This window comes from Synechococcus sp. PCC 7335 (assembly GCF_000155595.1).
Taxonomy (GTDB): Bacteria; Cyanobacteriota; Cyanobacteriia; order Phormidesmidales; family Phormidesmidaceae; genus Phormidesmis.
In genome coordinates this window covers 292545-313507 of record NZ_DS989905.1, presented here as the reverse complement: position 1 = coordinate 313507, position 20963 = coordinate 292545, and the positions used below count along the sequence as shown (strand labels likewise).

The following is a 20963-nucleotide window of genomic DNA, read 5'->3' as shown; positions in this document are numbered from 1 at the left end:
TCATTAGATTTGGACTGACTACCAAGCTAAGGGTTTGCCATCACGAAAGAAGCCACCTGTCGGTCCGTCATCTGCTAGCAACGCAGCCCAAACAACGCTAGCAGCGCCCGCTTCTACAGGACGGCCACCAGAGCCACCCATATCAGTTGCGACCCATCCGGGACAAACCGCGTTGACTAAAATGGCATCTTCCTTGAGGTTTTTCGACAGCATAATAGTTAGCGCGTTGAGTGCGGCCTTAGAAACGCTATAAGCTGGCGTTTTCCCACTCATACCACGCAGTGAGCCAGCACCGCTTGAGACATTGACGATACGACCGTGCTCACTGTTTCTAAGCAGTGGCAAGAGTCCTTGCACCATTTGCCAAGGGCCGAGTGTATTGGTTTCAAAGGCAAATCGAACTTCTTCAAGATCCGCACCTGCTGCTGTTTGCCAAGTGTCGTATAAGATTCCAGCGTTGTTAACTAGAATGTCCAATCGGCCATAGTCTCTAGAGAGTTGTGTAGCGATCCGTTCAACGTCAGCTGAGCACGTTACGTCCAGCTGACAAGCTACAATGTTTAGACCTTCTGCCTGCAGTTGTTCGGCAGCAGCTTTTCCCTTCTCCGAGCTACGAGAGCCTAATAGAACTGTCATGCCTTCACGAGACAGTTGACGAACCACTTCAAAGCCGATGCCACGATTAGCACCCGTTACCAATGCGACACGCTGCATCATTCACTTTCTCCTTAATATCGGTCGTTAGAAGTTTAATAAGCTATCCAATATTGAGCCTTGTTCATGCTAAATAGCCCCCTGTCGCATCTAAATCCATGCCAACAATGCAGGTTGCTTCATCCGAGCAGAGAAACAACACACTTCTCGCAATTTCTTCAGGCATGACAATGCGCTTGATTGGGTAGTCTTGTGAGATTGCTTCAGCATTAGTGTTCCACGCTGCGATCGCCCTTCTCAGCATAGGAGTATCCACAGCACCTGGGGCGATCGCATTCACCCTAATGTTCTTGTCCGCGTATTCTAGTGCTGCGACCTTCGTTAGCGAGACGACCGCGTGCTTACTGGCGCTGTAAGGCGCAATCGTTGCAAAGCCCGTGTGCCCAGAAACAGAAGCATTGTTGACGATGATGCCGCTACCTTGATTTAGCATTTGGGGTATCTCATGCTTCATAGACAAGAAAACGCCGGTGGCGTTCGTCGTCATTACGTTCATCCATTCTTCTAGGGGCCGTTCGGCAATTGTGGCGGGCGAACTCTCTACACCCGCATTGTTGAAGGCGATGTCGATTCTGCCGTACTGTGAGACGCAAGTATCAACAAACATTTGAATCTCGGACTCAGAACGAACATCAGCTTTCTGGTAAGTTGCTTTTCCACCCGCCTCTCGAATACTTTGTGCGACTTGCTCTCCAAGTTCTTCTCGACGTCCGCAAAAATGGACAGTGGCACCTTCGGCGGCAAAGGCTCTCGCGGTCGATTCTCCGATACCTGACGTAGCGCCTGTAATCAGCACAATTTTGTCTGTAAATCGGCTGCCGTTCGAGACAACAACTTGAGGCGCTGGTGGGTTTTGCGTGTTTGCGTTTGCACTTTGAGCGCTAACAGCGGCTGTCAGGCCAACCGCTCCAATTGCTCCGGCTGTAACCAGCTTGCGACGGCTCATATCAGACATACGGAAATCTCCTTTTTCTCTTACTTTCTCTGTTCAACCGTCTTCTCGTCTTTTCTTCTAAGGCTCTGCTATGCCGACCAGCGGGCGTTACTGCCTGCGGCAATATCAATAGCGCCGCCCGTTAGATAACGAGCTTCTTCTGAGACAAGAAACACAACCGTATCAGCTACGGCTTTAGGCTCAAGGATGCCAACCGGGAGCGCATGAGCTTGCTGGGCGATCGCTTCTAACTCCTCTACCGTTGGGTTTGGCATTCCAGGTAAAGCGGTGCCTTGGGTCGTCAACACCGTATCTATAAAAGTCGGACAGATAGCGTTTACTCGAATGCCATTTCCTCCAACCTCAAGCGCCGCTGCTTTGACAAGACCGATGATGCCCCACTTTGCCGCACCGTAGTTAGCAACACCTGGGGTACCGATTCGACCGCCAATAGAGGAGTTAGCGACGATGCTACCAGATCCTCTTTCAACCATATGTGGTAAGACCGCTCTAATTGCATTGGCCGTACCAGTCAGATTAACTTCTAATACATCGCGCCACTGAGCATCGGTCATATCAAGCAGCGAAGAGTCCATCGTGGCGATACCAGCATTGGCAAACAAGATATCCACTTTGCCTAGCTCGTTGATTGCCAAAGCGACTGCTTGACGCAGGGGGTCAATCTCCCTGACATCTGCGATTGTAGTCAGACACTGTTGCCCCTCAGCTTCTACTAGCCGCTTTGTCTCTGCTAGATCAGCTTCAGAAGCCATTGGATACGGCGCTGTTGGAATGTTTCGGGCAATGTCTATGGCTAGGATGCTCGCGCCTTCTCTTGCAAACGCAACCGCAGTGGTACGTCCGATGCCCCGACCTGCGCCTGTGATCATGGCGATTTGTCCAGCGAGTCTACCAGAACCTGCCGCTCGAACCTGCGGTGATACTTGTGCTTGCTGAGCAGTTGCACTCTTCGACCCGGCAACGCCCACGGCAGCAGCGCCTGCTGCACTTACGCCCCCTAGTAGGATACGGCGGCGGCTTACGTCTGACATAAGAACAGTTCTCTTTTAGCTCGATACTTACTTGGCCATTAGCGTATCAATCACTCCAAAACAGCTCTAGGACGATATTGCTATCTGGCTGGTGTATTTTGCAGGCGTGGTACCGACGTGCCGCTTGAAGTGCTTACCAAAGTGACTTTGGTCGTAGAAGCCAGTAGCGATCGCAGTCTCTGAAATTAGAGTACCTTGCGCCAGTAACCTTCTAGCTTCCGCCAATCGTAGCTGTGTTTGATAGGTACTTGCCGAAACGCCTATCTCCTTTCGAAACAGGCGACAGAAATGGAAGCGACTAAGACCAGCCACTGCTGCTAGATTGTCTAAGGAAACATCGTCACTGTAATGTGCCCGCAGATAGTCTCTAGCTAGTAAAACCGCTTGACGAGAAGGCTTAGACGAGCTTGTTGTAGGTTTATCAAGCGCGTAGCGGCTAATCAAATAAGAGAGAAAATCCCAGAGTGCAACGTCCTGCTCTAGCTGCGAACTCTTTTGCAGAGTGATCGTAGACAACTCCAAAAAAAGGTGGTTCAACAGCGCATCTGGAGGCAGCACTGCTGAGAAAAAAGGGTCGCTCTTAGGGTTATCTAAAACTTCAGCCGCCACTGAGTTCAGCCATTTCGGATGGATGTGCGCCATAGCAAAATGGGCCGGCTCATCTAAAGCAGGGCGATCGCTAGGTGCATGAACTTCACCTGAGTGAATGATGCTCAACTGACCTACCGGAATCTGATGAACCTCACCCCGATAGGTATACTCGCCGTGGTGATTGAGGCTCAATGCAAACTGATAGTCTTCGTGACTGTGATTAGGAATTGGCTCGACGAGCCCAACAGTGTAAGCATACTGCTCTAAAAGGAGACCGTCAGATTCATAGGCCTGGACGGAGATCTCAGCAGCTGGGGTTCTCATAAAGCAGCAATTCTGTACTAGAGCGTGAAGGCGTTCTTACTTAAAATGTAGCCTTGAATTGAGCTTTGAGAACAGTCAATATGGACTACTACACGCTTGGAAACACCGGACTAAGGGTTAGTCGCCTTGCCTTAGGAACTATGACGTTTGGCGAAGATTGGGGCTGGGGGGCTGGCGAGTCTACTGCTCGCCAAATCTTTGATAAGTATCTAGGAGCAGGCGGCAACTTCATCGACACTGCCGACATGTATACCAACGGTAACAGCGAGAAGATGCTAGGACAGTTTGTCAAAGATAGTAATAGCCGCGATCGCGTTGTTATCTCTACTAAATTCAGCTATAACGCTGAACCTGGCAACCCCAACGCAGGCGGCAACGGACGCAAAAATATCATGCGAGCGGTTGAAGGCTCTTTAGAGCGCTTGGGAACCGACTATATCGACCTCTATATTCTGCACACCTGGGATAGTGTGACGCCTGCTGAGGAGGTGATGCGCACGTTGAACGATCTGGTCAGCTCAGGCAAGGTCCGTCACATTGCCCTTTCTGATACACCTGCTTGGTACGTTGCTCAAGCCCAGACGCTTGCAAAGGAGCGTCATCTAGAGCCTATTAGCACTATTCAGCTTGAGTACTCTCTAGTAGAGCGCAACATCGAGTTTGAGTATGCGCCGCTAGCGAAGGCGCTAGACACTGGCATTATGGTATGGTCGCCGCTAGCTAGCGGATTGCTCTCGGGTAAGTATAAGCCTTCAGAAGCAGGTGCTGAAGGCTCAGGCCGACTGGCTACATTGGCAGGCGGTGATAACCCCGCATTCAACAAATTCACAGAACGAAACTGGAAGATTGTCTCTGAGCTAGAGCAGGTTGCCAAAGCGTTAGATCGCTCTATGGCTCAAGTCGCACTAAACTGGGTAGTCAATCGACCTAGCGTTGCAAGTGTCTTAGTCGGCGCAACGAAGCTACATCAGCTAGAAGATAATCTAGGCGCTTTAGACTTCGAGCTACCAACTGATTTACAGCAGCGGCTAGATGATGTGAGTAAGCCTGAAACGCGCTTCCCCTATACTTTTTTTGAGCCAAGCTTACAGAGTATGGTTCATGGTGGTGCCTCAGTAGGTGATAAACCTATCGGCTATCAGCAACCTGTGCTTATTTCAGGAGAGGGTGCAGGTACGACAGAGAAGAAAGCAGACTAAACAAAAAATCCTAGAAGGCATAGCGAACGGTACAGTACGGCATCTCTCTGCTTAGTAACGCCTCAAACTTTCGCACCAACTGACCTTTGAAGCCACGGCGGTAACGAACGTTCACACCACCAGTTTGAGAACGTTTCTCCTCTTGAAGCTCAGGTCGCCATAGGAATGTTTCTGCTTGTGGATGCCAGCCCATGTTGACGTTGTGTAGCTGATCGTTATGCGTCAAGAAAATGACTTCGCACTTGAGCTGCTGTTTCGCTGCTTTGGATAGTACGTTGTTGAGAGCGCCGAACAGCTCTATATAGTCTTCTATCCACTGTTCATAGAAGATAACTGGAGAGAAGTTCACATGCACTTCGTACCCAGCTTCTACAAAGTCATTAATAGCCGCAATGCGATCGCTAATCGCGGAGGTCCTAACATCTACAACTTTGGCAATGCGCTCAGGCATCAGGCTAAAGCGAATGCGAGTTTTGCCTTGTGGATCGTAGGTGAGCAGATCACGATTCACCCGCTTAGTTGCAAAGGTCGCCTTTGCATTTGGCAAGCTACGAAAGAGTGTCACAATGTCTTTGACATTATCTGAAATGGCAGCATCGACAGAACAGTCGCTGTTCTCACCAATCTCGTATACCCAGTAGTGCGGGTCTACCTGGTCAGCTTGAAGCTTGTTGCCTTGCTTAGCCGAGTGCCGCTTCAGATAGCCTAAAATCCGTTCGATGTTGACAAAAGTCGTAATCGGATTCGCGTAACCTTTACGCCGAGCCACGTAGCAGTAAGCACAGGCCATCGCACATCCGTTTGCATGAGAAGGCGCAACCCAATTCGAGGAGCGAGTATTCTGGCGAGCACTAATAGACTTTTTTGTGCCAAGGACCAGCACAGTCCGCTTGATTCTATTCCAATCTTCTACAGCGCCTTCGTTACCATGCAGTTCAGGAATGTTCCAGTGAGAGGCAACTTCTATTTTCTTAGCATTTGGATAGCGGCCAAGTAGTTCGAGACCACGGTCATAGTTAACGGTATCAGGCTGGTAGTAGATTTCTTGAATGTTGAGTAGGCGCTGTAGTTGATCTTTGGCAAGGAGATTGGCAGTCGTAGCGGTTGACGTGCAAGCTTCCATATGTTGGCCTTTTGCGCTCGTTCTTTGACTCTTACATGATAGAGAGTTTGACAGTCGGTGGGAGGGCGGTAAACCGAGCTGAGTCTAAGTTCAGTCGTTTTTAAGATCTTGAATGCGATCGCTCAGACATGCGAATTATGACATCTGGCGATCGGGGCCCCAAAAAGTTACCTGTCTGATCGACTGGCATAAGGACATTACCGAACATTACTGAAAAAGCGAGCGGCGGTCGTTGCCATAGTCCATAGTCGGTTCATAGTCGGTCCATACTCGGCCTGAGTAACCTAAGGTCAGTACGTTGTGAGATTGTCTCTGTTTACTACAGCACTGTTTACTACAGCACTGAGCTATTGAGCAGACAAAAAAGCTTCGGATGCAGCTTGATCGCAAGTGCCGCCTAAACCATTGACGATAGTGCAGGTATTAGTAATAAGCATTCCCTGATAAGTCGCTGCCGATGTTTCAGAGCTGCCCAATCCATCAGCGTAGATTGGATCTTGTGAGACCGCGATATCAGTTTCTCTGGAGACGGTTTCAATCAGGCCCGGATTGCTGGTAGATTCTACAAAAATGCTAGGTACGCTCTTTGATTCGACAACTTCTGTTAGTTCCTTGACGTCTGCGGCTGAGGGCTCCCCCTCTGTACTAAACCCGTCAAGAGCAGGCTCAAGTTCAATCCCATAGGCATCGGCATAGTAGCCAAGCGCTTCGTGAGTGCTAATCAGCGTGCGGCTAGAGGCAGGAATGGTATCTATCTGGGCCTGAATCCAAGTATCAAGCTGTTCTATCTGAGCGATCAGGGTTTCAGCGTTAGTCTCATACAGCTCAGCATTCTCTGGAGAGAGTTCGCTAAGCTGAGCTTGAACGACTCTTGCCATCGCTATCCCATTTTTAGCATTGTGCCAAACGTGAGGGTCTGGCACCATTTCACCTTCCGCGTGATGTTCATGCTCGTCCTCGGCATGATGCTCATCTTCTGAGTGTACTTCGCCTTCTGCATGGTGCTCATGCTCGTCCTCATGCTCTCTCTCTGTATGGGCTTCGCCTTCTCCATGGTCATGGTCGTGGTCATGAGGTTCACCCAGTAACGGGTCTGATACGGACACCTCTGACACAGCAACTTTGGGCGCGGGTGTGTCAGTCGCCTCAATCATTTGAATTATTTCAGGCTCAAAGCTATAGCCGCCATATAAAACCAGATCAGCATCCTCAACGGCCCGCCGATCTGCTGGGGTGGCACTGTAGGTATGAGGATCTTGACCTGCGTCAATTAGGCAGCTCAAATCTACGGTATCTTGAGCGATCTGCTCAGTCATGTCACAAAGTACGCTGTGAGAAGCAACCACCTGAGGCCCAGTAACAGATTCTGCATCAGTCTGCGGCTGAGTGCTGTCGGACTGAGTGCAGCCCACTGCGCCTAGTACTAGTGACAAAGCAGACAGTTGCGAAAGCAGGCGTAGTGATTTATGCATGGCGCTATGCTTTGATAACGATTATCATTGTCAAATCATACTATCGCAAGAAGTTTCCTTCGCAACATCCTTTTAGTAGATAGTCGACTATTCTTCAAACTTGGGTCGATTTCTTGGACTCAAGGTCGGTCGGCAAAATCCAAAGGCAGTTGATCGATAGAATGAGTCTGTTTACCCTCATGCACCTAAATTCGTGATTAAAGCTTCTTCAAAAACGCTGCCAAAGGCTTTGCCTAAAGCTCCGTTGTCAAACGCTTCATCGTCTAGTGCCTTATCTAGAAGCAGGGCTAGGGACGTTTGCCAAGTTCAGTGCTTTAATCAGGCGCTGGTAACTCAGGTCAGTGAAGCGATGCCAGAGGAGGAACTGCTAGCTAGTGCTCAAGTCCTGTTTAGTGCGTTAGCAGATAGATCGCGCCTAAAAATTCTTCTTGCCCTAAGCAATGAGCGAGAGCTTTGTGTGTGTGATGTAGCGTCGCTACTCAACGTCAAGATAGCAGCGGCTTCTCACCATCTGCGGAAGTTGCGCGATCTCAAAATATTGAAACACAGAAGTGACGGCAAGCTTGCGTACTACTTTCTAGCAGACGAGCGGATTGTAGATGTTCTGAGTCATGCTTTGCAGCAGCTAAGCGAGTGACGCAGGGCACTTACCGTCTTTTCACTACTTTTCACTAGTAGTCAGCCTGGTCAAACTATGCGATCGCACGTGTAAAAAGACAGAAGAACCGTAGGGCGATCGCCTTTCCAAGAAACAATGGCGGTTACAGCGAGCAGGTACTTTGAACAAACCCTCGTTTACCAGAACAATTCATCTGCTTCCTTTGTACCGTTAATAGTTACAAATAGTGACATCTGTGTACTCAGCAGTACAAGCGGCATTGTCAAGTTGGCTAGATTTGACTGCGAGCTGTTGGATTTGAGAGGGTGGGCGAATGAATAATCCCTACGGTGGCCATCTTTTCCCAGCCGACATCATCAGCTACTGTGTGTGGCTGTACTACACTTTCCCGTTAAGCTTCCGTGACATCGAGAAAATGATGCTCTATCGGGGCATCACAGTGACCTATGAGGCGATCAGGGGATGGTGCCTCAAGTTTGCTCAAGGCTACGCGAATCAAATCCGTAAGCGGCGATCAAAGCCTGGTGACAAGTGGCACTTAGACAAAGTGGTCAGTAAGATTAAGGGCGAGCAGTTCTACTTGTGGCGGGCTGTTGACCAGCATGGTGTAGTGCTCGATATCCTAATGCAGCGCCACCGCAACAAAGCAGCCGCGAAGAAGTTTTTCCGGAAACTGCTCAAGCCAGCAGGCTTTGCCCCCAGAGGCATCGTTACCGATAAGCTGAAAAGCTATGGGGCAGCGAAGAAGGAAATCCTGAAGGGTGTGGAACACAGACAGCACAAAGGCTTGAACAATCGAGCTGAGAACTCACATAGACCGACCCGAATCAGAGAGAGACGAATGGGCCGCTTCAAATCTGTGAGTCAAGCGCAACGCTTTCTGTCGGCCTTCGAACCGATACGCGGTCATTTCCATCCCAATCAGCACAAACAGACGGCTTCAGAATATCGAGCAACGATGCGTCAACGGATCGACAGTTGGAAATCACTTACAGGGGTAAGTGTGATCGCATAGACCATCCGGACAGAATTCTCCTAGTAAAAACGTCTCAGTTTTTTGTAGTCGGCGTTAACTTGACAATCCCAGCTGGCCTTATCGCAAACGGAAGACAGGCGATTTACTTTTCGATGCGGGTCGAACCTGGCATAACCAAATACTGCTGTGGGTTGGAATTGCAGAGAGCGGCGTGGCTACTTTTGTGACTTGGCTATCATTGGAGCGGCTTTTGCAGAGCCCTGAGCCAACAGATAAACTTTTGCAGTTACCTAGAGTCATGTTCTGGTGGACACTTGCTATTTTGCTAATATCCCTTGGATTAAGCAAGCTAGAGCTAAGGGAAAACGGCTTTTGTTTTCTCTATACGTTTATTCCCTGGCGACGGATTAGCGCCTACAGATGGGAGGTTTCACAGCCTGATGTATGGACCATTCAGCTAAAGCGCCGCTTATCTTTGATATCTGAAGTCATCAACATCAAAGTGCCACGGGGGACCCGCGATGAGATTGAGCGAATTGCCAGCACCTATGTCTCTAATCAGTAGAAAGTTATAAACAGTAGAGCTACGAAACATTGACCAGCCACAAGATTTCATCACAGGTTTCTTGTGGTGTTTTTGACTTTGTATATACCGTAAACTTAGCAAGTTCGCTGTTCGAGGGATGTCTTACAAAATACTCATTGGTACTGCGGATGTCTGCTGGTAGATGTCGGTTACGTTCGGCTAGAATATCGATTGATTCCTCTACATCTGGTGATGGTAGCAAAAGAACAACATTAGGATAGCTTGAGAGAGCCTGTTTGACCCTTTGAAACAGCATAGACTGAGTGACCCGCACCGAAATCTATCACACAGTTTGTATGCTCTAAGAGCAGTCGCTCTACAGTATATGCCTCGAAAGGTTTCCAGTATTGAATAAGTCCCCGAGCGCCTTCAGTTTTTTGCTTCTGTTTTGCTAGAGCTTCGTCATAGCCAATCTCTTGGTAATAGCGCCAGCGGTGTTCATCCATTGAGCACTGCGGCAAGTTGAGGCGGTTTGCTAAAAGTGCGCCAACGGTAGACTTTCCAGCTGTCTGAGGGCCAATTAGGATAATATCGGATGGCATGACCTTCTCAACTTTCTTTAATTTGATTTTCTATGGCATTACAGGCTACGTCTACGCCCTTTTCTAAACTTATTATGCGTCCAATTTCTGCTGCTTTGGTTGCGTAGCCAAGAGTATCAAGGAGTGTTCTCAGTTCTTCTGTCAGTTGTGATGCTGAGAAATTCTTGCGAGAGAGCGTGCGAGACGTTCCTAATCGTTGAACCCGCGCCGCATTGTCGGGCTGATCGAGGCTGTACGGCATGATTAGCGTTGGGCGACCAGCTCTCAGAGCCTGCGCTGTGGTGCCGATGCCGCCCTGATGGACCATCGCACAGGCGCGGGGAAAGATTTTTGAGTAGGGGGCATAGTCACAGGCGAAGATGCTAGCCGGTAAGTTTTGGGGTGGTGGATTTTGACCGAGTAGCAGCACCGCACGGCGATTCAAGTTGATAGCGGCCCACGCGCTGGCGGCATAGAAATCACCAGGCGCGTTGACTGCTGCCGAGCCTAGTGTAAAGACGAGAGGTGGCTCAGCAGAGTTCAAGAAGTCTTCTAGTTCTGGACTAATGGGCTGCGCTGAGTTTCCATCGTAGAAGGTGAAGCCAGTGGTTACAACATTCGGTGGCCAGTCGGGTTTTAATGTTCCTAGCAGCGACGAAAATAAAGCTAATACCAAATGAGGAGAGTATTTGTCGTTGCCAACAATTGGGTTTTGGATGGGCTGTAGTCTAAGTTCTTTACAGAGTTGGTAGATAGGATCTCCCCATGGGTGAGTTGTCAGCTTAGCGGAATTTACAGCCAAACGATTAACCTTTGGCCCGAAACGGTGTAGCTTCGATAGAGCGGGATAGCCCGAGATGACAATTGGCTCATAGGCTGAGAAGAATGCAGCTGGCGCTAAGGTGCAGCTAGCCCAAGGTAACTTCAGCACTTCCGCCACTAGAGGCGCAGCGTAGACGATCTCATGAGCAATTAAGAGATCGGCAGCTTGAGCAATCGCCATCAAGTCATCATAGGTATCTCGCACGCTGCCTAAAACAATCTCTTTTAGAACAGCTTCTGATCCTGTTTTGGGATCTATTATCTTACTGATTGTCTGTGGATCTTCGGGTAAATCAGGACGAATTGCGTAAAACTCAAGTTCTAGAGACTCGATTTGGTTTCGATAGCTTTCTGCTGTTGCGAGTATGATGTGGTGACCGCGATCGCGCAACTCCAGACTCAAAGCAAGCATAGGATGCAGATCGCCCAGAGAACCCCACGTAGTCAACACAATTCGGCTCACGATGTCACCTTTGAATTTTTCAACAGTTGCTTATCAAGCTCAAGAACATGCCCTGTGGCCGAGAAAGCCTCATTGCCAGCAAGCTTTCCTGTTTCTGTCTCTACAATCTGAAACCCCTCACTTAAGTAGAGCTGCAAGGCTGCATTGTTATCGCTTAGCACAGAAGTACCCACGGTTTTGCCGCATCGGTTAATGGCGTGCCGTAACAGTAATCTTCCAATTCCCTGGCGGTAATAGTCGGGCGACACATACAGCCAATTCACCTCATTATCAGCAAAGGCAACAAATCCAAGGATGAAATGGTCGTCGCAAGTAACCCAAACTTCTCCTGCAAACAATTCTTCCTCTTCAGCTGTAGCCGCTAATGACAAGAACGCTTCGGTTCCAACTGAAGCATTTAGTTCATCTAATCTGGTACGATCATGGATTTCAGCAATAGCATCCCAATCTTCTGAATCATATCTTCGTAGGCGCGTCATGAATATTCTCCTATCTTACGTGTATATTAATCAGGGATAGTCCCTTCACAGGCTCAATCGTCCGTCTTCAATGTGCAAGATGCGATCAACAATATTGAGAATGCGAGTATTATAAGTAACCAATAGGACAGCGCAGTAGAGAAGCATTTAGCTTTGCAACGCTTTAATTAATGCGTCTCTAGATTGCAATCGATTGAAATACGATAAAATGTTGCTGTGCTTATCGGCAATTAATCCAAGCATGTTAGCTGATAGCAAACTGACCGCTAACATGATGTCTGCGCCAGTAAATTTTTCTCCCACGATATAGGGCTGATTGGCCAGTTCGTCACTGGCGAAGGCAAGCGCAATATCTAGCTCTTCTTTCATCGTGTTCACTACAGTCGGCATTGATTTTGAGAACCTCTGAATAGCGTTGAGATAGGGATTGATTGTTCCTTCTGGAAAATGTGTCCACTGGAGATACTTTGCTCTTAGGGAAGAATTGATCGAGGGGGCAAGATGGCCTTCTCCGTAGCGTTCGATTAGGTATTGAGCGATCACTCCCGACTCGCAAAGTGACGTTTCTTCATCTTCAAGCGTTGGAAATCTTCCGGTTGGTGTCTTTTGAGAAAAGATCTTACCGTCAACGGGTGGAACAAACTCAACTGGGATTAAACGATAATCTAGGCCCAATTCTTCGAGTAGCCAGAGTATTCGAAGAGATCGGGTCATTGGATTGTGGTAAAGCTTTAACATTGTGTGAATTCCTCTTTTTTACTTTCTTTTTGCAAAGTATGCTATACGCTCAATCGTCCGTCTTCAATATGCAAGGTGCGGTCAGCAATATCGAGAATACGGGCATCGTGAGTGACGAGTAGAACGGTGCAGTGCTGATGGTGGGCGAGCTGTTGAATTAAATTTACAACGTCTCGCCCGGAGTGGCTGTCTAGGGAGGCGGTGGGTTCGTCGGCTAGGACGATTTTGGGTTGAGAGACTAGGGCACGCGCGATCGCAACCCGCTGCTTTTGTCCACCGGAAAGCTGGCTCGGATGCTTGTGACTATGCTCTCCTAGTCCTACTGTTTTTAGCATTTCATGAGATTGGTCGCGGCGATCGCGCAATGACCCACCGTGCAGCTTCAAAGCCATTCCCACGTTCTCTGCTGCAGTCAAACAATCAAGCAAATTATGAGACTGAAAGATAAACCCAATCTGGCTGCGTAGCTTGACTAGCTTTCGCTTTCGCGCGCCCTTCAGCTCTTGATCGAGAATCTTTAGGCTGCCTGACTGCACCGACCGCAGAGCACCCATCAAGGTGAGTAATGTGGTTTTTCCGCTGCCGGATGGCCCGGTAAGTAGCACAATCTCTCCTGGACGAAGTTCTAGGCTAATATCTGTCAGCACGGTTCGGCGGAGCTGCCCTTTGCCAAAAGCGTGACTGAGATTGTTGATTGTCACAGTTGGAGGCATAACGCTTTCTCCTGTTTAGGTGCTACTGAAACCATCACTAAAGGTACCCTTAAAAAACGTCGGCAGGATCGGCTGACTGGAGACGTCGCATGGCGATCGCACCCGACAGACTACACATCACCAGCGTCAGCACAAACACCTGAACAGCAACCGCACTCTTCATCACCAGCGGGATCCGAGTCATCACCGTTAGCACCTGATAAAGTCCTAGAGAAGTCACAAACCCAGGAACAAAGCCCAGCACCGCTAACAAAATAGCTTCTAGCAAGACCACCCGTAGCAACGCCGCATCGCTGTAGCCCATTGCCTTGAGCGTGGCATACTCTGGCAAATGATCGCTGATGTCGGTATACAGCACCTGATAAACAATCACAATGCCTACCACAAAGCCCACCATGCTACCAAAGCCGAAGATAATGCCGCCTGGATCTTCATCGGTGAACTTTTTCTCTTTTGCCAGCAGCTCCTCTAGGGTCAAAACATCAACAGTACCTGGTAAATACTGTTGAATCGCTGTCTGCACCGCTGCTATGTCACTGCCTGGCTCTAGCGTCAAAATCCCCAAACTCACCTGCTCTAGCGCCTGCGGCCCGGCCCACTGGGTATAGTTCCAGTCGCTCATCACCACCGTGCCCTTTTCGATTACGGTGCTGCCTAAGCTAAACAGACCGACGACCGTGACTCGGCGACCGCCCATCAAGGTTTGTACATCATCAGAGGTAGATAGCAGGGTAGGAATCTCTCCTAACGAAGGCTGTGAGAGTCGATCGAACAAAACAGCATTGGCACTGCTGAGGCGATCGATCTGCTGCTCTACCTCTGGAATATCCAAAATAGGCTGTTTTGGATTAAAGGCCACTATCCGCACCTGGTTGCCAAAAATATCGCCAGCGGACTCTTCTTCTGGTGACCACTCAGGACGCTCCTCAGCAGCACTATCTTCTAAGAAACGCTCCGAGGGTGATTTGATTTGATCCGGATCTGTCCAGTTTGCGCTGCTGATGTACATCGGCGCGGCCATACTCACGCCGTCTACCGAATCCGCCTGCAGCAAATAGGCACGCGGAATCGGTAGCGGTATCCGCAGCGTAGGACTAAATGAAGACATAAGAAAGAGGTCACCCTTTAAACTTTCGTGCAGAGTAGTAGCGCCATCCGTCAGCAGGGTCTGCAGTCCCATCATGGTAAACATCAGAATGTTGGCAAAGCTCACGCCTGTAATCGCAACCGCTAGCCGAATCTTTTGATGAGAAAGCTGCGCCCAGGCTAGTGGCCTCTCAAAAGGCATCTGTTTGATCAGCATTCGAGGAATCAGAGACTTCCGCATAAAACAAGTCCAGTAATGATTTTGCTGATAGATACTGATTACGCATCGGTGTCAATAGAGACTCTGACCTGCATGCCAGTCAGCGCCGCTACCCGCTCGCTGTCTTCATCATTTAGACGAATTTTTACCGTCACAACGCGCGCATTGACGTCTTGCGTGGGATCAGCATCTTCTCCACCAAAGCTCGCTTTCCCTATTTTCAAGCCAATTTGATCGACTACTCCCGTCAGATCTGTTTCCACCCCACCATATTCGCTAGTGACTTCTACTGGCTGACCTAGGCTCACCTTGCGAATATCCGTTTCGTAGACCTCTGCTATCACCATCATCTGATCGGTTTGGGCCAGTTCCACGATGCCTTGCTGTGTATTCACCTGTTCTCCCACCCGAGTGTTGATCTTGAGAATTTGCCCCGCCACCGGTGCTCGCACTAGCACATCGTCCAAATCAGCCTGACTTTGAGAAACCTGTATTCGAGCTTGTTCTAGCTGGGCATAGGCAATCTCAACCGCTTCGGGTAAGACCTGGCCTAGCTCAGTCAGCCTGGCTTTTTCTTCTGCAATCTGAGCGCTGAGTGTCTTTTCTGTTTCTTCTCTGGCAGATTGTTCTACCGCTAAATTGGCCTGAGCCGTTTCATAATCGCGTAAGGCAACATCGAGTTCTACGCGCTCAAGCGCTCCGGCAGCGGCTAATGCTTGATAGCGTTGGTACTTTGCCTGAGACTCTTGGAGCACAGCCTGAGCCTTAGCGATCGCAGCTTCTCTTTGGCGGCTTTGGGTCGAAAGCTGAGCTTCTAGCCGAGCAATGGTTTCCCGCTGCGCGCTGAGAGAGGCAGGCTTGACGCTGCCATTTTGTTGCTGAGCGAGTTCCGCCTGTCGCTGTCGCACCAGTGCGTAGGCCGAATTCAAATCGGCCTGCCGCCGCTCGGCTCCTTGCAGCACGGCGATCACCTGCTGCGCTTCTACCCAATCTCCTTCACTGACTCGAATCTCATTAACGCGACTATCCGCCGCATTTGACACCGATAGACGAATCACTTCACCCTCTGGCTCAATCCGCCCCAGGGCAACCACCGAGCTAACTTCCACAGTTATTGGTGTAATCTCAGTGCTGCCTGTAGCACTAAACGGTGAGCTGCACCCGACAGAAATTAAAGCAATCAGGGTAAGTGAGGAAGTCCATCGAAGAGGCCATTGCAGAGGCCGCCGAAAATCCCATTGAAGAGTATTCTGTTTCAACATGAACTAGCCAACTTCTGTTCTTATTTCTAGCCCAGATTGTTGGGCGATCGCGATGACATTTGTCATTAGGTTCGGTGACATTTCTCCTCACTTTTGCCTATCACTGAATCGTGTCGATATCTACCGTTAGGCTCTCTAGCTGTGTGGCTAGCTCCGGCGACATTTCTGACTGGTAGCGCCCGCCCAAATGTTCAGCAAAGAAACGCTCTAGAGCAGCCGTCATCGCCAGCGCGTTAATCTCTTTTCTAAAGCCGTGTCCTTCATCTGGCGCGACTAAGTATTCTACCGGTCGGCCTAGATCTCTTAGCGCCTTTACAATCTGGTCGGACTCTTGCTGAAGCACGCGCGGGTCGTTGGCACCTTGTACGACCAACAAAGGCGCCTGAATCTTGTCTGCTGAGAATAGAGGAGACTGTGCGGCTAGGCGATCGCGATCAACCGGATCACTTGGATCACCGACTCGTAAATCCATAGAATCTTGGATCGGCACCCAGTAGGGCGGAATATTCTCCATTAGGGTAATTAGGCTAGAGGGGCCAACGACAGAAGCCCCTGCCGCATACCGTTCTGGTGTGAACGCCAACCCCGCTAACGTGGCATAGCCCCCATAAGAGAATCCCATAATCCCCACCCGCTCAGGATCGGCAATGCCCTCGTCAATTAAATGCAGCATGCCATCGGTAACGTCATGCTGCATAACGCCCGTGCCCCACTGTTGATTACCCGCATTCAAAAAAGCCTTGCCATAGCCCGCCGATCCTCGAAAGTTCGGCTGTAGTACCGCATAGCCGCGATTGGCATAAAACTGAGCCACCGGACTATAGCCCCAGGAATCTCTTCCCCAAGGCCCACCGTGAGGAAAAACAATAACAGGCAAATTTTCTGGCGAGACTCCCTTGGGCAGCGTCAGATAAGCGGGAATCTCTACGCCGTCACGGGCCTCGTAGCGAATCGGCTTGGCCGAGGCTAAGTGTTCGCTTGGCAGCGCTGGCGAGACATCGTAGAGCTTTTCCAGGCTCTGAGCACTACGGTCGAACAAATACATCGCGCCGGGATTCACGTCACTTTGAACGCTCACTAAAGCAAGCTGGTCGTCGGTAGTCACAGAGTCTACCGAAAGCTCAACGTCGGGAAGCTGCTGTTGGAGAAAAGCTAAATCGGCTGACCACTCATCGGACTTGGGATAAATGCGGCGACGATCGCCCACATAATAAGTCGCTACCAGCTCATCGGTTGCGGGTGAAAATAACGCGCCGCCAAAATCTACCTGCTGTTCAGGGTCGGTTTCTACCAGCTCGGTTTCTCCTGTGTCCACATCAAGCAGCTCTAGCTGAGCAAGATCTACGCCTTTGTTCGTTTTTAGATAGATCTGTTGATCATTCGGATGAAACTGAAGTAATCCACAAGCTTCTTCGAGGCTACAGGTGTAGATAGGCGTTAGGTCGCCGTTCTCTTCTACTTTGAGAATCTCCTGACCATTTTCTAAAGACTGACGGTAGGCCAAGCGAATGTCGCCTTTATGGTCGGCAGCCCAGGCAGCAACAGTGCCATCGTTCTGGATGAGTAGCGTGCGATCGCCAGTCGTCAAATCTAGACGGTAAACATCATGCACTCGCGGATCGCGATCGTTGAGCCCAATCACAATTTGATTCGGTGTCTCCTTAGGAATCGCATAGACTGTAGCTGTAACATTTTCTATCGGTGTTAAATCGCGCGCGCCAACACCCGCCTCACCTACCACTTCCGGCTCCACCGCATAGAGTCGAAAATTCTCATTGCCGCCAGTATCTTGTCCATACAGAATATAGCGACCGTCGGCGCTCCAAAAGTAAATCATAATCGGGCTTTCTACATCCGCTGTCACGGGGCGAGCGGCATCCATTGGCTCGTCAATGCCCTTCACCCAGACATTAACAATGCCATCTAGTGGCTTTCGAAAAGCAACAAACTGGCCGTTTGGAGAGAGCCGCGCCCCCGAAATCTCTGGATCAGAAAAGAACAGCTCCCGCTCGATTAGCGGCGGCAGAGTAGATTGATTGGTCAAATCTTCGGCAGTAGCGACTGACATTGGTACAAAAGGTAAAGGATTAAAGATAGGGCCCAAAGTAATCATGCTGGCAGATGCGAGCATCAGTCCCGTTTTTAGATAAAACCGTTTCATATTCACTAATTCGCTTTAAAGGCTGCTTACACTATGAAAGTTAGCGAGTCTAGCAAACGCTTTCCATATCTAAAAGTCATCGTCTCTAATGACCTTTGTCACGACAAAAGTAAGATTACAATGAAGACGTTTGCTGCATATTGCTGACTGCTCTCTCGATTGAAACTAGCGCTCGGTTATAGCCTAGAATCGCCGATATGCTATTGCCTTCGGCCTCTATCAGCTCTCTTTGGGCAGTCAGCACCTCTAGCTGTGTACCAACCCTGATTGGCTGACAAAAGTTTAATCAGGAACAAACTTAACGGTAATCACGCTGAAATCGAGCAAGCGCCCGGACTTCTTGTTGTGTTGTGGCCTAGAAGCCATCGCCGGTTGCGGATCAATGTGAGAGGTAAAACAAGCCTGTTTAATCACCTGCCAACCGTTGAGCAGAGCCGCCTTAGTCCACTCCAATCCGATGCGAAAGTAGCTGTTGCCTCTATCCCAGTGTGTGTCAATCCATCGCCTACGGCCTGATTGCACAACCGCTACGCCTTGAGCCGTGACGTAAAGCGTGGCTACTGCCAGAATAAACCATAAGCGAGAGAGGTCAGTGAGGCCTCGAATCTCAGAGCGTTGTAGATTCCAACCGGCGGACTGGTCGTCTAAAAATCCTTCCTCGATATCGAAGCGCAAGGCATATTCCATAAAGGTTTGCGGGCTAGTGGGCTGGTCGCTGACGACGGCCCAAAGTTCACCATTGATGTTGTTGCGCCCGATGATGACATGCACTGGGCCGTACTGTTCGTGACGATGGAGTCTGATGTGGTGGAAACATAGTGCCCGACCTCGTTCTAGGTGAAACGATTTAGGTTGACACCAGCCGGAACCGGGTCGCCAAATCCAGGTGTCACTTTTGATACGGATGCGGTAGTGCCAGCCGAGTTGTTTTATCAGCGTCATCGCACGGGTATGCACAAAGCCTCGGTCGGCCAACAGAATCATGTTTGCGTTTGAAGGCAAGTATTGCGTAGACTGCCTGAGCAGTTCTTCATAGGCTTCAAACGCAACAGAGGCACTGTTGTGTTCTAGAACTCGCCAAGCCAGAGGAATGGAGCGGCCTCGATACACCACGGCTAGCCGAATTAAGCAGTACTGCTCCCAAAACAGCGAGGTGTCTAAACAAAGATAAAGGCACTCGGCTTCCCAGGTCGCCAAGGCCGCTTGAATCAGCGGTTTGTACAATCGGTGGATGTTGATGCGGCTATTGCCTAACCAGCGACGCACCCGTCTTTGTTTACTCTGGGCGTAGAGACCGCGACAGGGCAAGTAGGTTGTCCACTTTGTCAGGCTGACGCTGCCGGTTTGAATCAGCGCAAACACCATCCAACAGCAGGTCGTTAGATGCGATAGATGTGCCCAGGGGCAATCTTGACCCAGCCAGGCTTTCAAGGCATCGTAGAGGCGGGAGTTTTTTTCACAGCGTTCCTTTGGTTTTGAGTTGCATCTAAATCTTAGAACGCTGGCTCCCCCTCGCAACCTTTGCGGCTCTCAAGTCCCTGTATGACAGCGATTCAACCTGGCTATTGCATCTTTTGTCAGCCAATCAGGTACCAACCCCAGCCTGTAAGCGCAAATTTGCCAAGGCAAGTGCGTCCGCAGCTTGGGTCACAGCTACTTGAGAAGTTTCAATATTTTCCTGATTGGACTGTAGATTGAAATAGGCTTGTTCTACTTCAAATCGGACTTGGTCGAGGGTTTCACTAAACTGTTCTTCCCTAACAGCACCAGCGATTTCTCGCTGTCTGGCACTAGCACGGGTCGCACCTCCATCAAAAAGAGTCATCCCAAACCGGATTCCTATTAGGAAATCATCATTGAAGTCATCTTCTAGGACAGTAGCGCCCTCTAGTACTTCTGAGATCTCGTAGTCGGCAAAAAGACTCACTTGCGGGCGAGTGCCTGCTAAAGCAATTCGGCGCTGCTGTTCAGCAATGTCAACATCAATTAGCTGCTGCGCTAGCTCCGCACGGTTTTGAAAAGCGAGAATGATGCTTTCTTCTAAAGCAAGTGACCAGGTTCCAGCAATGGCGACCGGAGTTGCTGTCAAACCATTCCTAAGGGGTAGATTCAGCAATCGAGCAATATCTCGACGGGCAATGCTTACTTCTGCCTGTGACGAGATCAGTGACTGACGAGCATTAGCAAACTGTACCTCGGCCCTCAGCGTATCGAACCGAGTCCCTACACCGACCTCCTGACGCAGCCGAGAATCGCGTAAATTGCGCTCAGCTTCCGTGAGAAATGATTGATTGATACGGACATTTTCGCCCGCCTCTTGCAGCGCATAGTAGGCGGTAGCTGTGTCGAGGCGAATTTGCTCCTGCTGCGTCTCCACAGCTAGGGCACTTGCCTCGCGCTCTAGTTCAGCCACCCGAATCGAGGCCCGTCGCGAGCCACTCGTTAGAATGTCATATTCAATTTTTACAGTGGCATCTGCCGTGGTTCTAGATCCGCTGTCTTGAATATTGATTAGGTTTGCTTCTGTAGAGACTGTTGGAAATAAAGCAGCTCTCGCTTCTTGTACGGCAGCTTCACTCTGTTCTAGGGTAAGTAAGGCTACCTGCAACGCCTGATTGTTTTGGTAGGCTACCTGCACTGCTTGCTCTAGGGTGATGACTGGATTTTGTTCTAGCTGTACTTCCTCTGGCAGGGTTGGTACGCTGAGCGGATTGGGATTTGAAACGAGATCTTCTTCCGTAGTTTCCTTTGAGATTGAGGTTGCGATCGTAGCTTCTGACAGCCAACTAACTAGCCCACTAATCAAGAGCAGTAATAAAGTAGACTTGAGACGTTTCATGTGTAGATAACTTACTCAAAACAAATTTGTCGGCAGAAACAACCGCACCCATGCCCTAGCAAGATATGC

Annotated in this window: 20 protein-coding genes; 4 read left to right on the top strand and 16 right to left on the bottom strand. The window is 49.7% G+C overall.

Annotated elements, in window-relative coordinates; all coding sequences use genetic code 11:
* Window positions 1–18: 18 nt before the first annotated feature.
* The 4 genes from S7335_RS21205 to S7335_RS26345 form a co-directional block, all read right to left on the bottom strand.
* Entirely contained in the window at window positions 19–714 is a 696-nt protein-coding gene (locus S7335_RS21205; RefSeq protein ID WP_227500087.1) for an SDR family oxidoreductase, read from the bottom strand.
* A gap of 64 nt (window positions 715–778) precedes the next feature.
* The gene (locus S7335_RS21200; RefSeq protein WP_006458398.1) at window positions 779–1669 is read right to left on the bottom strand and encodes a glucose 1-dehydrogenase; all 891 of its coding nucleotides are present in this window, start codon (window positions 1667–1669) and stop codon (window positions 779–781) included.
* 68 nt (window positions 1670–1737) lie between these two features.
* A complete protein-coding gene (locus S7335_RS21195; RefSeq protein ID WP_006457932.1) occupies window positions 1738–2700 on the bottom strand; it encodes a mycofactocin-coupled SDR family oxidoreductase in 963 nt (320 codons plus the stop codon).
* Window positions 2701–2766: 66 nt separating this feature from the next.
* Window positions 2767–3615, bottom strand: a complete 849-nt coding sequence (locus S7335_RS26345; RefSeq protein WP_006458125.1) for an AraC family transcriptional regulator — start codon at window positions 3613–3615, stop codon at window positions 2767–2769.
* Window positions 3616–3695: 80 nt separating this feature from the next.
* Between S7335_RS26345 and S7335_RS21185 the strand changes: the two genes are divergently transcribed.
* Window positions 3696–4814 (top strand): aldo/keto reductase, encoded by a 1119-nt coding sequence (locus tag S7335_RS21185; RefSeq protein ID WP_006458371.1) that lies wholly within the window; start codon window positions 3696–3698, stop codon window positions 4812–4814.
* A gap of 10 nt (window positions 4815–4824) precedes the next feature.
* Here S7335_RS21185 and S7335_RS21180 read toward each other — a convergent pair whose 3' ends face one another.
* Together S7335_RS21180 and S7335_RS21175 are read right to left on the bottom strand one after the other, a co-directional pair.
* Window positions 4825–5937: a spore photoproduct lyase family protein gene (locus S7335_RS21180; RefSeq protein WP_006458037.1), complete on the bottom strand. Its 1113-nt coding sequence runs from the start codon at window positions 5935–5937 to the stop codon at window positions 4825–4827.
* A 347-nt stretch (window positions 5938–6284) separates the two neighbouring features.
* A complete protein-coding gene (locus S7335_RS21175; RefSeq protein WP_038019370.1) occupies window positions 6285–7409 on the bottom strand; it encodes a metal ABC transporter solute-binding protein, Zn/Mn family in 1125 nt (374 codons plus the stop codon).
* Window positions 7410–7602: 193 nt separating this feature from the next.
* On the opposite strand from S7335_RS21175, the gene S7335_RS28995 reads away from it, so the two are divergent.
* The 3 genes from S7335_RS28995 (at window position 7603) to S7335_RS21160 (ending at window position 9569) form a co-directional block, all read left to right on the top strand.
* A complete protein-coding gene (locus S7335_RS28995) occupies window positions 7603–8046 on the top strand; it encodes a helix-turn-helix transcriptional regulator (RefSeq protein WP_006458146.1) in 444 nt (147 codons plus the stop codon).
* Window positions 8047–8341: 295 nt separating this feature from the next.
* The gene (locus S7335_RS21165; protein WP_006458393.1) at window positions 8342–9043 is read left to right on the top strand and encodes an IS6 family transposase; all 702 of its coding nucleotides are present in this window, start codon (window positions 8342–8344) and stop codon (window positions 9041–9043) included.
* Between the two features lie 172 nt (window positions 9044–9215).
* Window positions 9216–9569, top strand: coding sequence for a DUF5673 domain-containing protein (locus S7335_RS21160; protein ID WP_006457894.1), 354 nt, complete (start codon window positions 9216–9218; stop codon window positions 9567–9569).
* Between the two features lie 233 nt (window positions 9570–9802).
* Here the strand turns inward: S7335_RS21160 and S7335_RS28555 are convergent, their stop codons facing one another.
* The 10 genes from S7335_RS28555 to S7335_RS21110 form a co-directional block, all read right to left on the bottom strand.
* On the bottom strand, window positions 9803–10132 hold the full coding sequence (locus S7335_RS28555) for a hypothetical protein (RefSeq protein ID WP_006458036.1): 330 nt from the start codon (window positions 10130–10132) through the stop codon (window positions 9803–9805).
* Between the two features lie 7 nt (window positions 10133–10139).
* Complete coding sequence (locus S7335_RS21150) at window positions 10140–11396, bottom strand: glycosyltransferase (RefSeq protein ID WP_006457736.1); 1257 nt, start codon at window positions 11394–11396, stop codon at window positions 10140–10142.
* Window positions 11393–11875, bottom strand: coding sequence for a GNAT family N-acetyltransferase (locus S7335_RS21145; protein WP_006457963.1), 483 nt, complete (start codon window positions 11873–11875; stop codon window positions 11393–11395). The genes S7335_RS21150 and S7335_RS21145 overlap by 4 nt, the downstream gene beginning before the upstream one ends.
* A gap of 147 nt (window positions 11876–12022) precedes the next feature.
* Window positions 12023–12613: a glutathione S-transferase family protein gene (locus S7335_RS21140; protein ID WP_006458456.1), complete on the bottom strand. Its 591-nt coding sequence runs from the start codon at window positions 12611–12613 to the stop codon at window positions 12023–12025.
* Between the two features lie 41 nt (window positions 12614–12654).
* Complete coding sequence (locus S7335_RS21135) at window positions 12655–13326, bottom strand: ATP-binding cassette domain-containing protein (protein WP_006457820.1); 672 nt, start codon at window positions 13324–13326, stop codon at window positions 12655–12657.
* Between the two features lie 49 nt (window positions 13327–13375).
* Window positions 13376–14653, bottom strand: a complete 1278-nt coding sequence (locus S7335_RS21130) for an FtsX-like permease family protein (RefSeq protein ID WP_157620609.1) — start codon at window positions 14651–14653, stop codon at window positions 13376–13378.
* 38 nt (window positions 14654–14691) lie between these two features.
* The gene (locus S7335_RS21125) at window positions 14692–15894 is read right to left on the bottom strand and encodes an HlyD family efflux transporter periplasmic adaptor subunit (RefSeq protein WP_071777038.1); all 1203 of its coding nucleotides are present in this window, start codon (window positions 15892–15894) and stop codon (window positions 14692–14694) included.
* Between the two features lie 100 nt (window positions 15895–15994).
* The gene (locus tag S7335_RS21120; RefSeq protein WP_006458477.1) at window positions 15995–18055 is read right to left on the bottom strand and encodes a S9 family peptidase; all 2061 of its coding nucleotides are present in this window, start codon (window positions 18053–18055) and stop codon (window positions 15995–15997) included.
* A gap of 282 nt (window positions 18056–18337) precedes the next feature.
* A complete protein-coding gene (locus S7335_RS21115) occupies window positions 18338–19420 on the bottom strand; it encodes a transposase (protein ID WP_038019365.1) in 1083 nt (360 codons plus the stop codon).
* Window positions 19421–19640: 220 nt separating this feature from the next.
* The gene (locus S7335_RS21110; RefSeq protein ID WP_006458397.1) at window positions 19641–20894 is read right to left on the bottom strand and encodes a TolC family protein; all 1254 of its coding nucleotides are present in this window, start codon (window positions 20892–20894) and stop codon (window positions 19641–19643) included.
* Window positions 20895–20963: the final 69 nt, after the last annotated feature.

Coding starts and splice junctions, on each gene's coding strand:
- S7335_RS21125 (WP_071777038.1), bottom strand. CDS start 15,894: ATGTTGAAACAGAATACTCTTCAATGGGATTTTCGGCGGCCTCTGCAA.
- S7335_RS28555 (WP_006458036.1), bottom strand. CDS start 10,132: ATGCCATCCGATATTATCCTAATTGGCCCTCAGACAGCTGGAAAGTCT.
- S7335_RS21180 (WP_006458037.1), bottom strand. CDS start 5,937: ATGGAAGCTTGCACGTCAACCGCTACGACTGCCAATCTCCTTGCCAAA.
- S7335_RS21135 (WP_006457820.1), bottom strand. CDS start 13,326: ATGCCTCCAACTGTGACAATCAACAATCTCAGTCACGCTTTTGGCAAA.
- S7335_RS21120 (WP_006458477.1), bottom strand. CDS start 18,055: ATGAAACGGTTTTATCTAAAAACGGGACTGATGCTCGCATCTGCCAGC.
- S7335_RS21175 (WP_038019370.1), bottom strand. CDS start 7,409: ATGCATAAATCACTACGCCTGCTTTCGCAACTGTCTGCTTTGTCACTA.
- S7335_RS21185 (WP_006458371.1), top strand. CDS start 3,696: ATGGACTACTACACGCTTGGAAACACCGGACTAAGGGTTAGTCGCCTT.
- S7335_RS21140 (WP_006458456.1), bottom strand. CDS start 12,613: ATGTTAAAGCTTTACCACAATCCAATGACCCGATCTCTTCGAATACTC.
- S7335_RS21165 (WP_006458393.1), top strand. CDS start 8,342: ATGAATAATCCCTACGGTGGCCATCTTTTCCCAGCCGACATCATCAGC.
- S7335_RS21195 (WP_006457932.1), bottom strand. CDS start 2,700: ATGTCAGACGTAAGCCGCCGCCGTATCCTACTAGGGGGCGTAAGTGCA.
- S7335_RS21145 (WP_006457963.1), bottom strand. CDS start 11,875: ATGACGCGCCTACGAAGATATGATTCAGAAGATTGGGATGCTATTGCT.
- S7335_RS21205 (WP_227500087.1), bottom strand. CDS start 714: ATGCAGCGTGTCGCATTGGTAACGGGTGCTAATCGTGGCATCGGCTTT.
- S7335_RS21115 (WP_038019365.1), bottom strand. CDS start 19,420: ATGGTGTTTGCGCTGATTCAAACCGGCAGCGTCAGCCTGACAAAGTGG.
- S7335_RS21200 (WP_006458398.1), bottom strand. CDS start 1,669: ATGTCTGATATGAGCCGTCGCAAGCTGGTTACAGCCGGAGCAATTGGA.
- S7335_RS21110 (WP_006458397.1), bottom strand. CDS start 20,894: ATGAAACGTCTCAAGTCTACTTTATTACTGCTCTTGATTAGTGGGCTA.
- S7335_RS21130 (WP_157620609.1), bottom strand. CDS start 14,653: ATGCGGAAGTCTCTGATTCCTCGAATGCTGATCAAACAGATGCCTTTT.
- S7335_RS26345 (WP_006458125.1), bottom strand. CDS start 3,615: ATGAGAACCCCAGCTGCTGAGATCTCCGTCCAGGCCTATGAATCTGAC.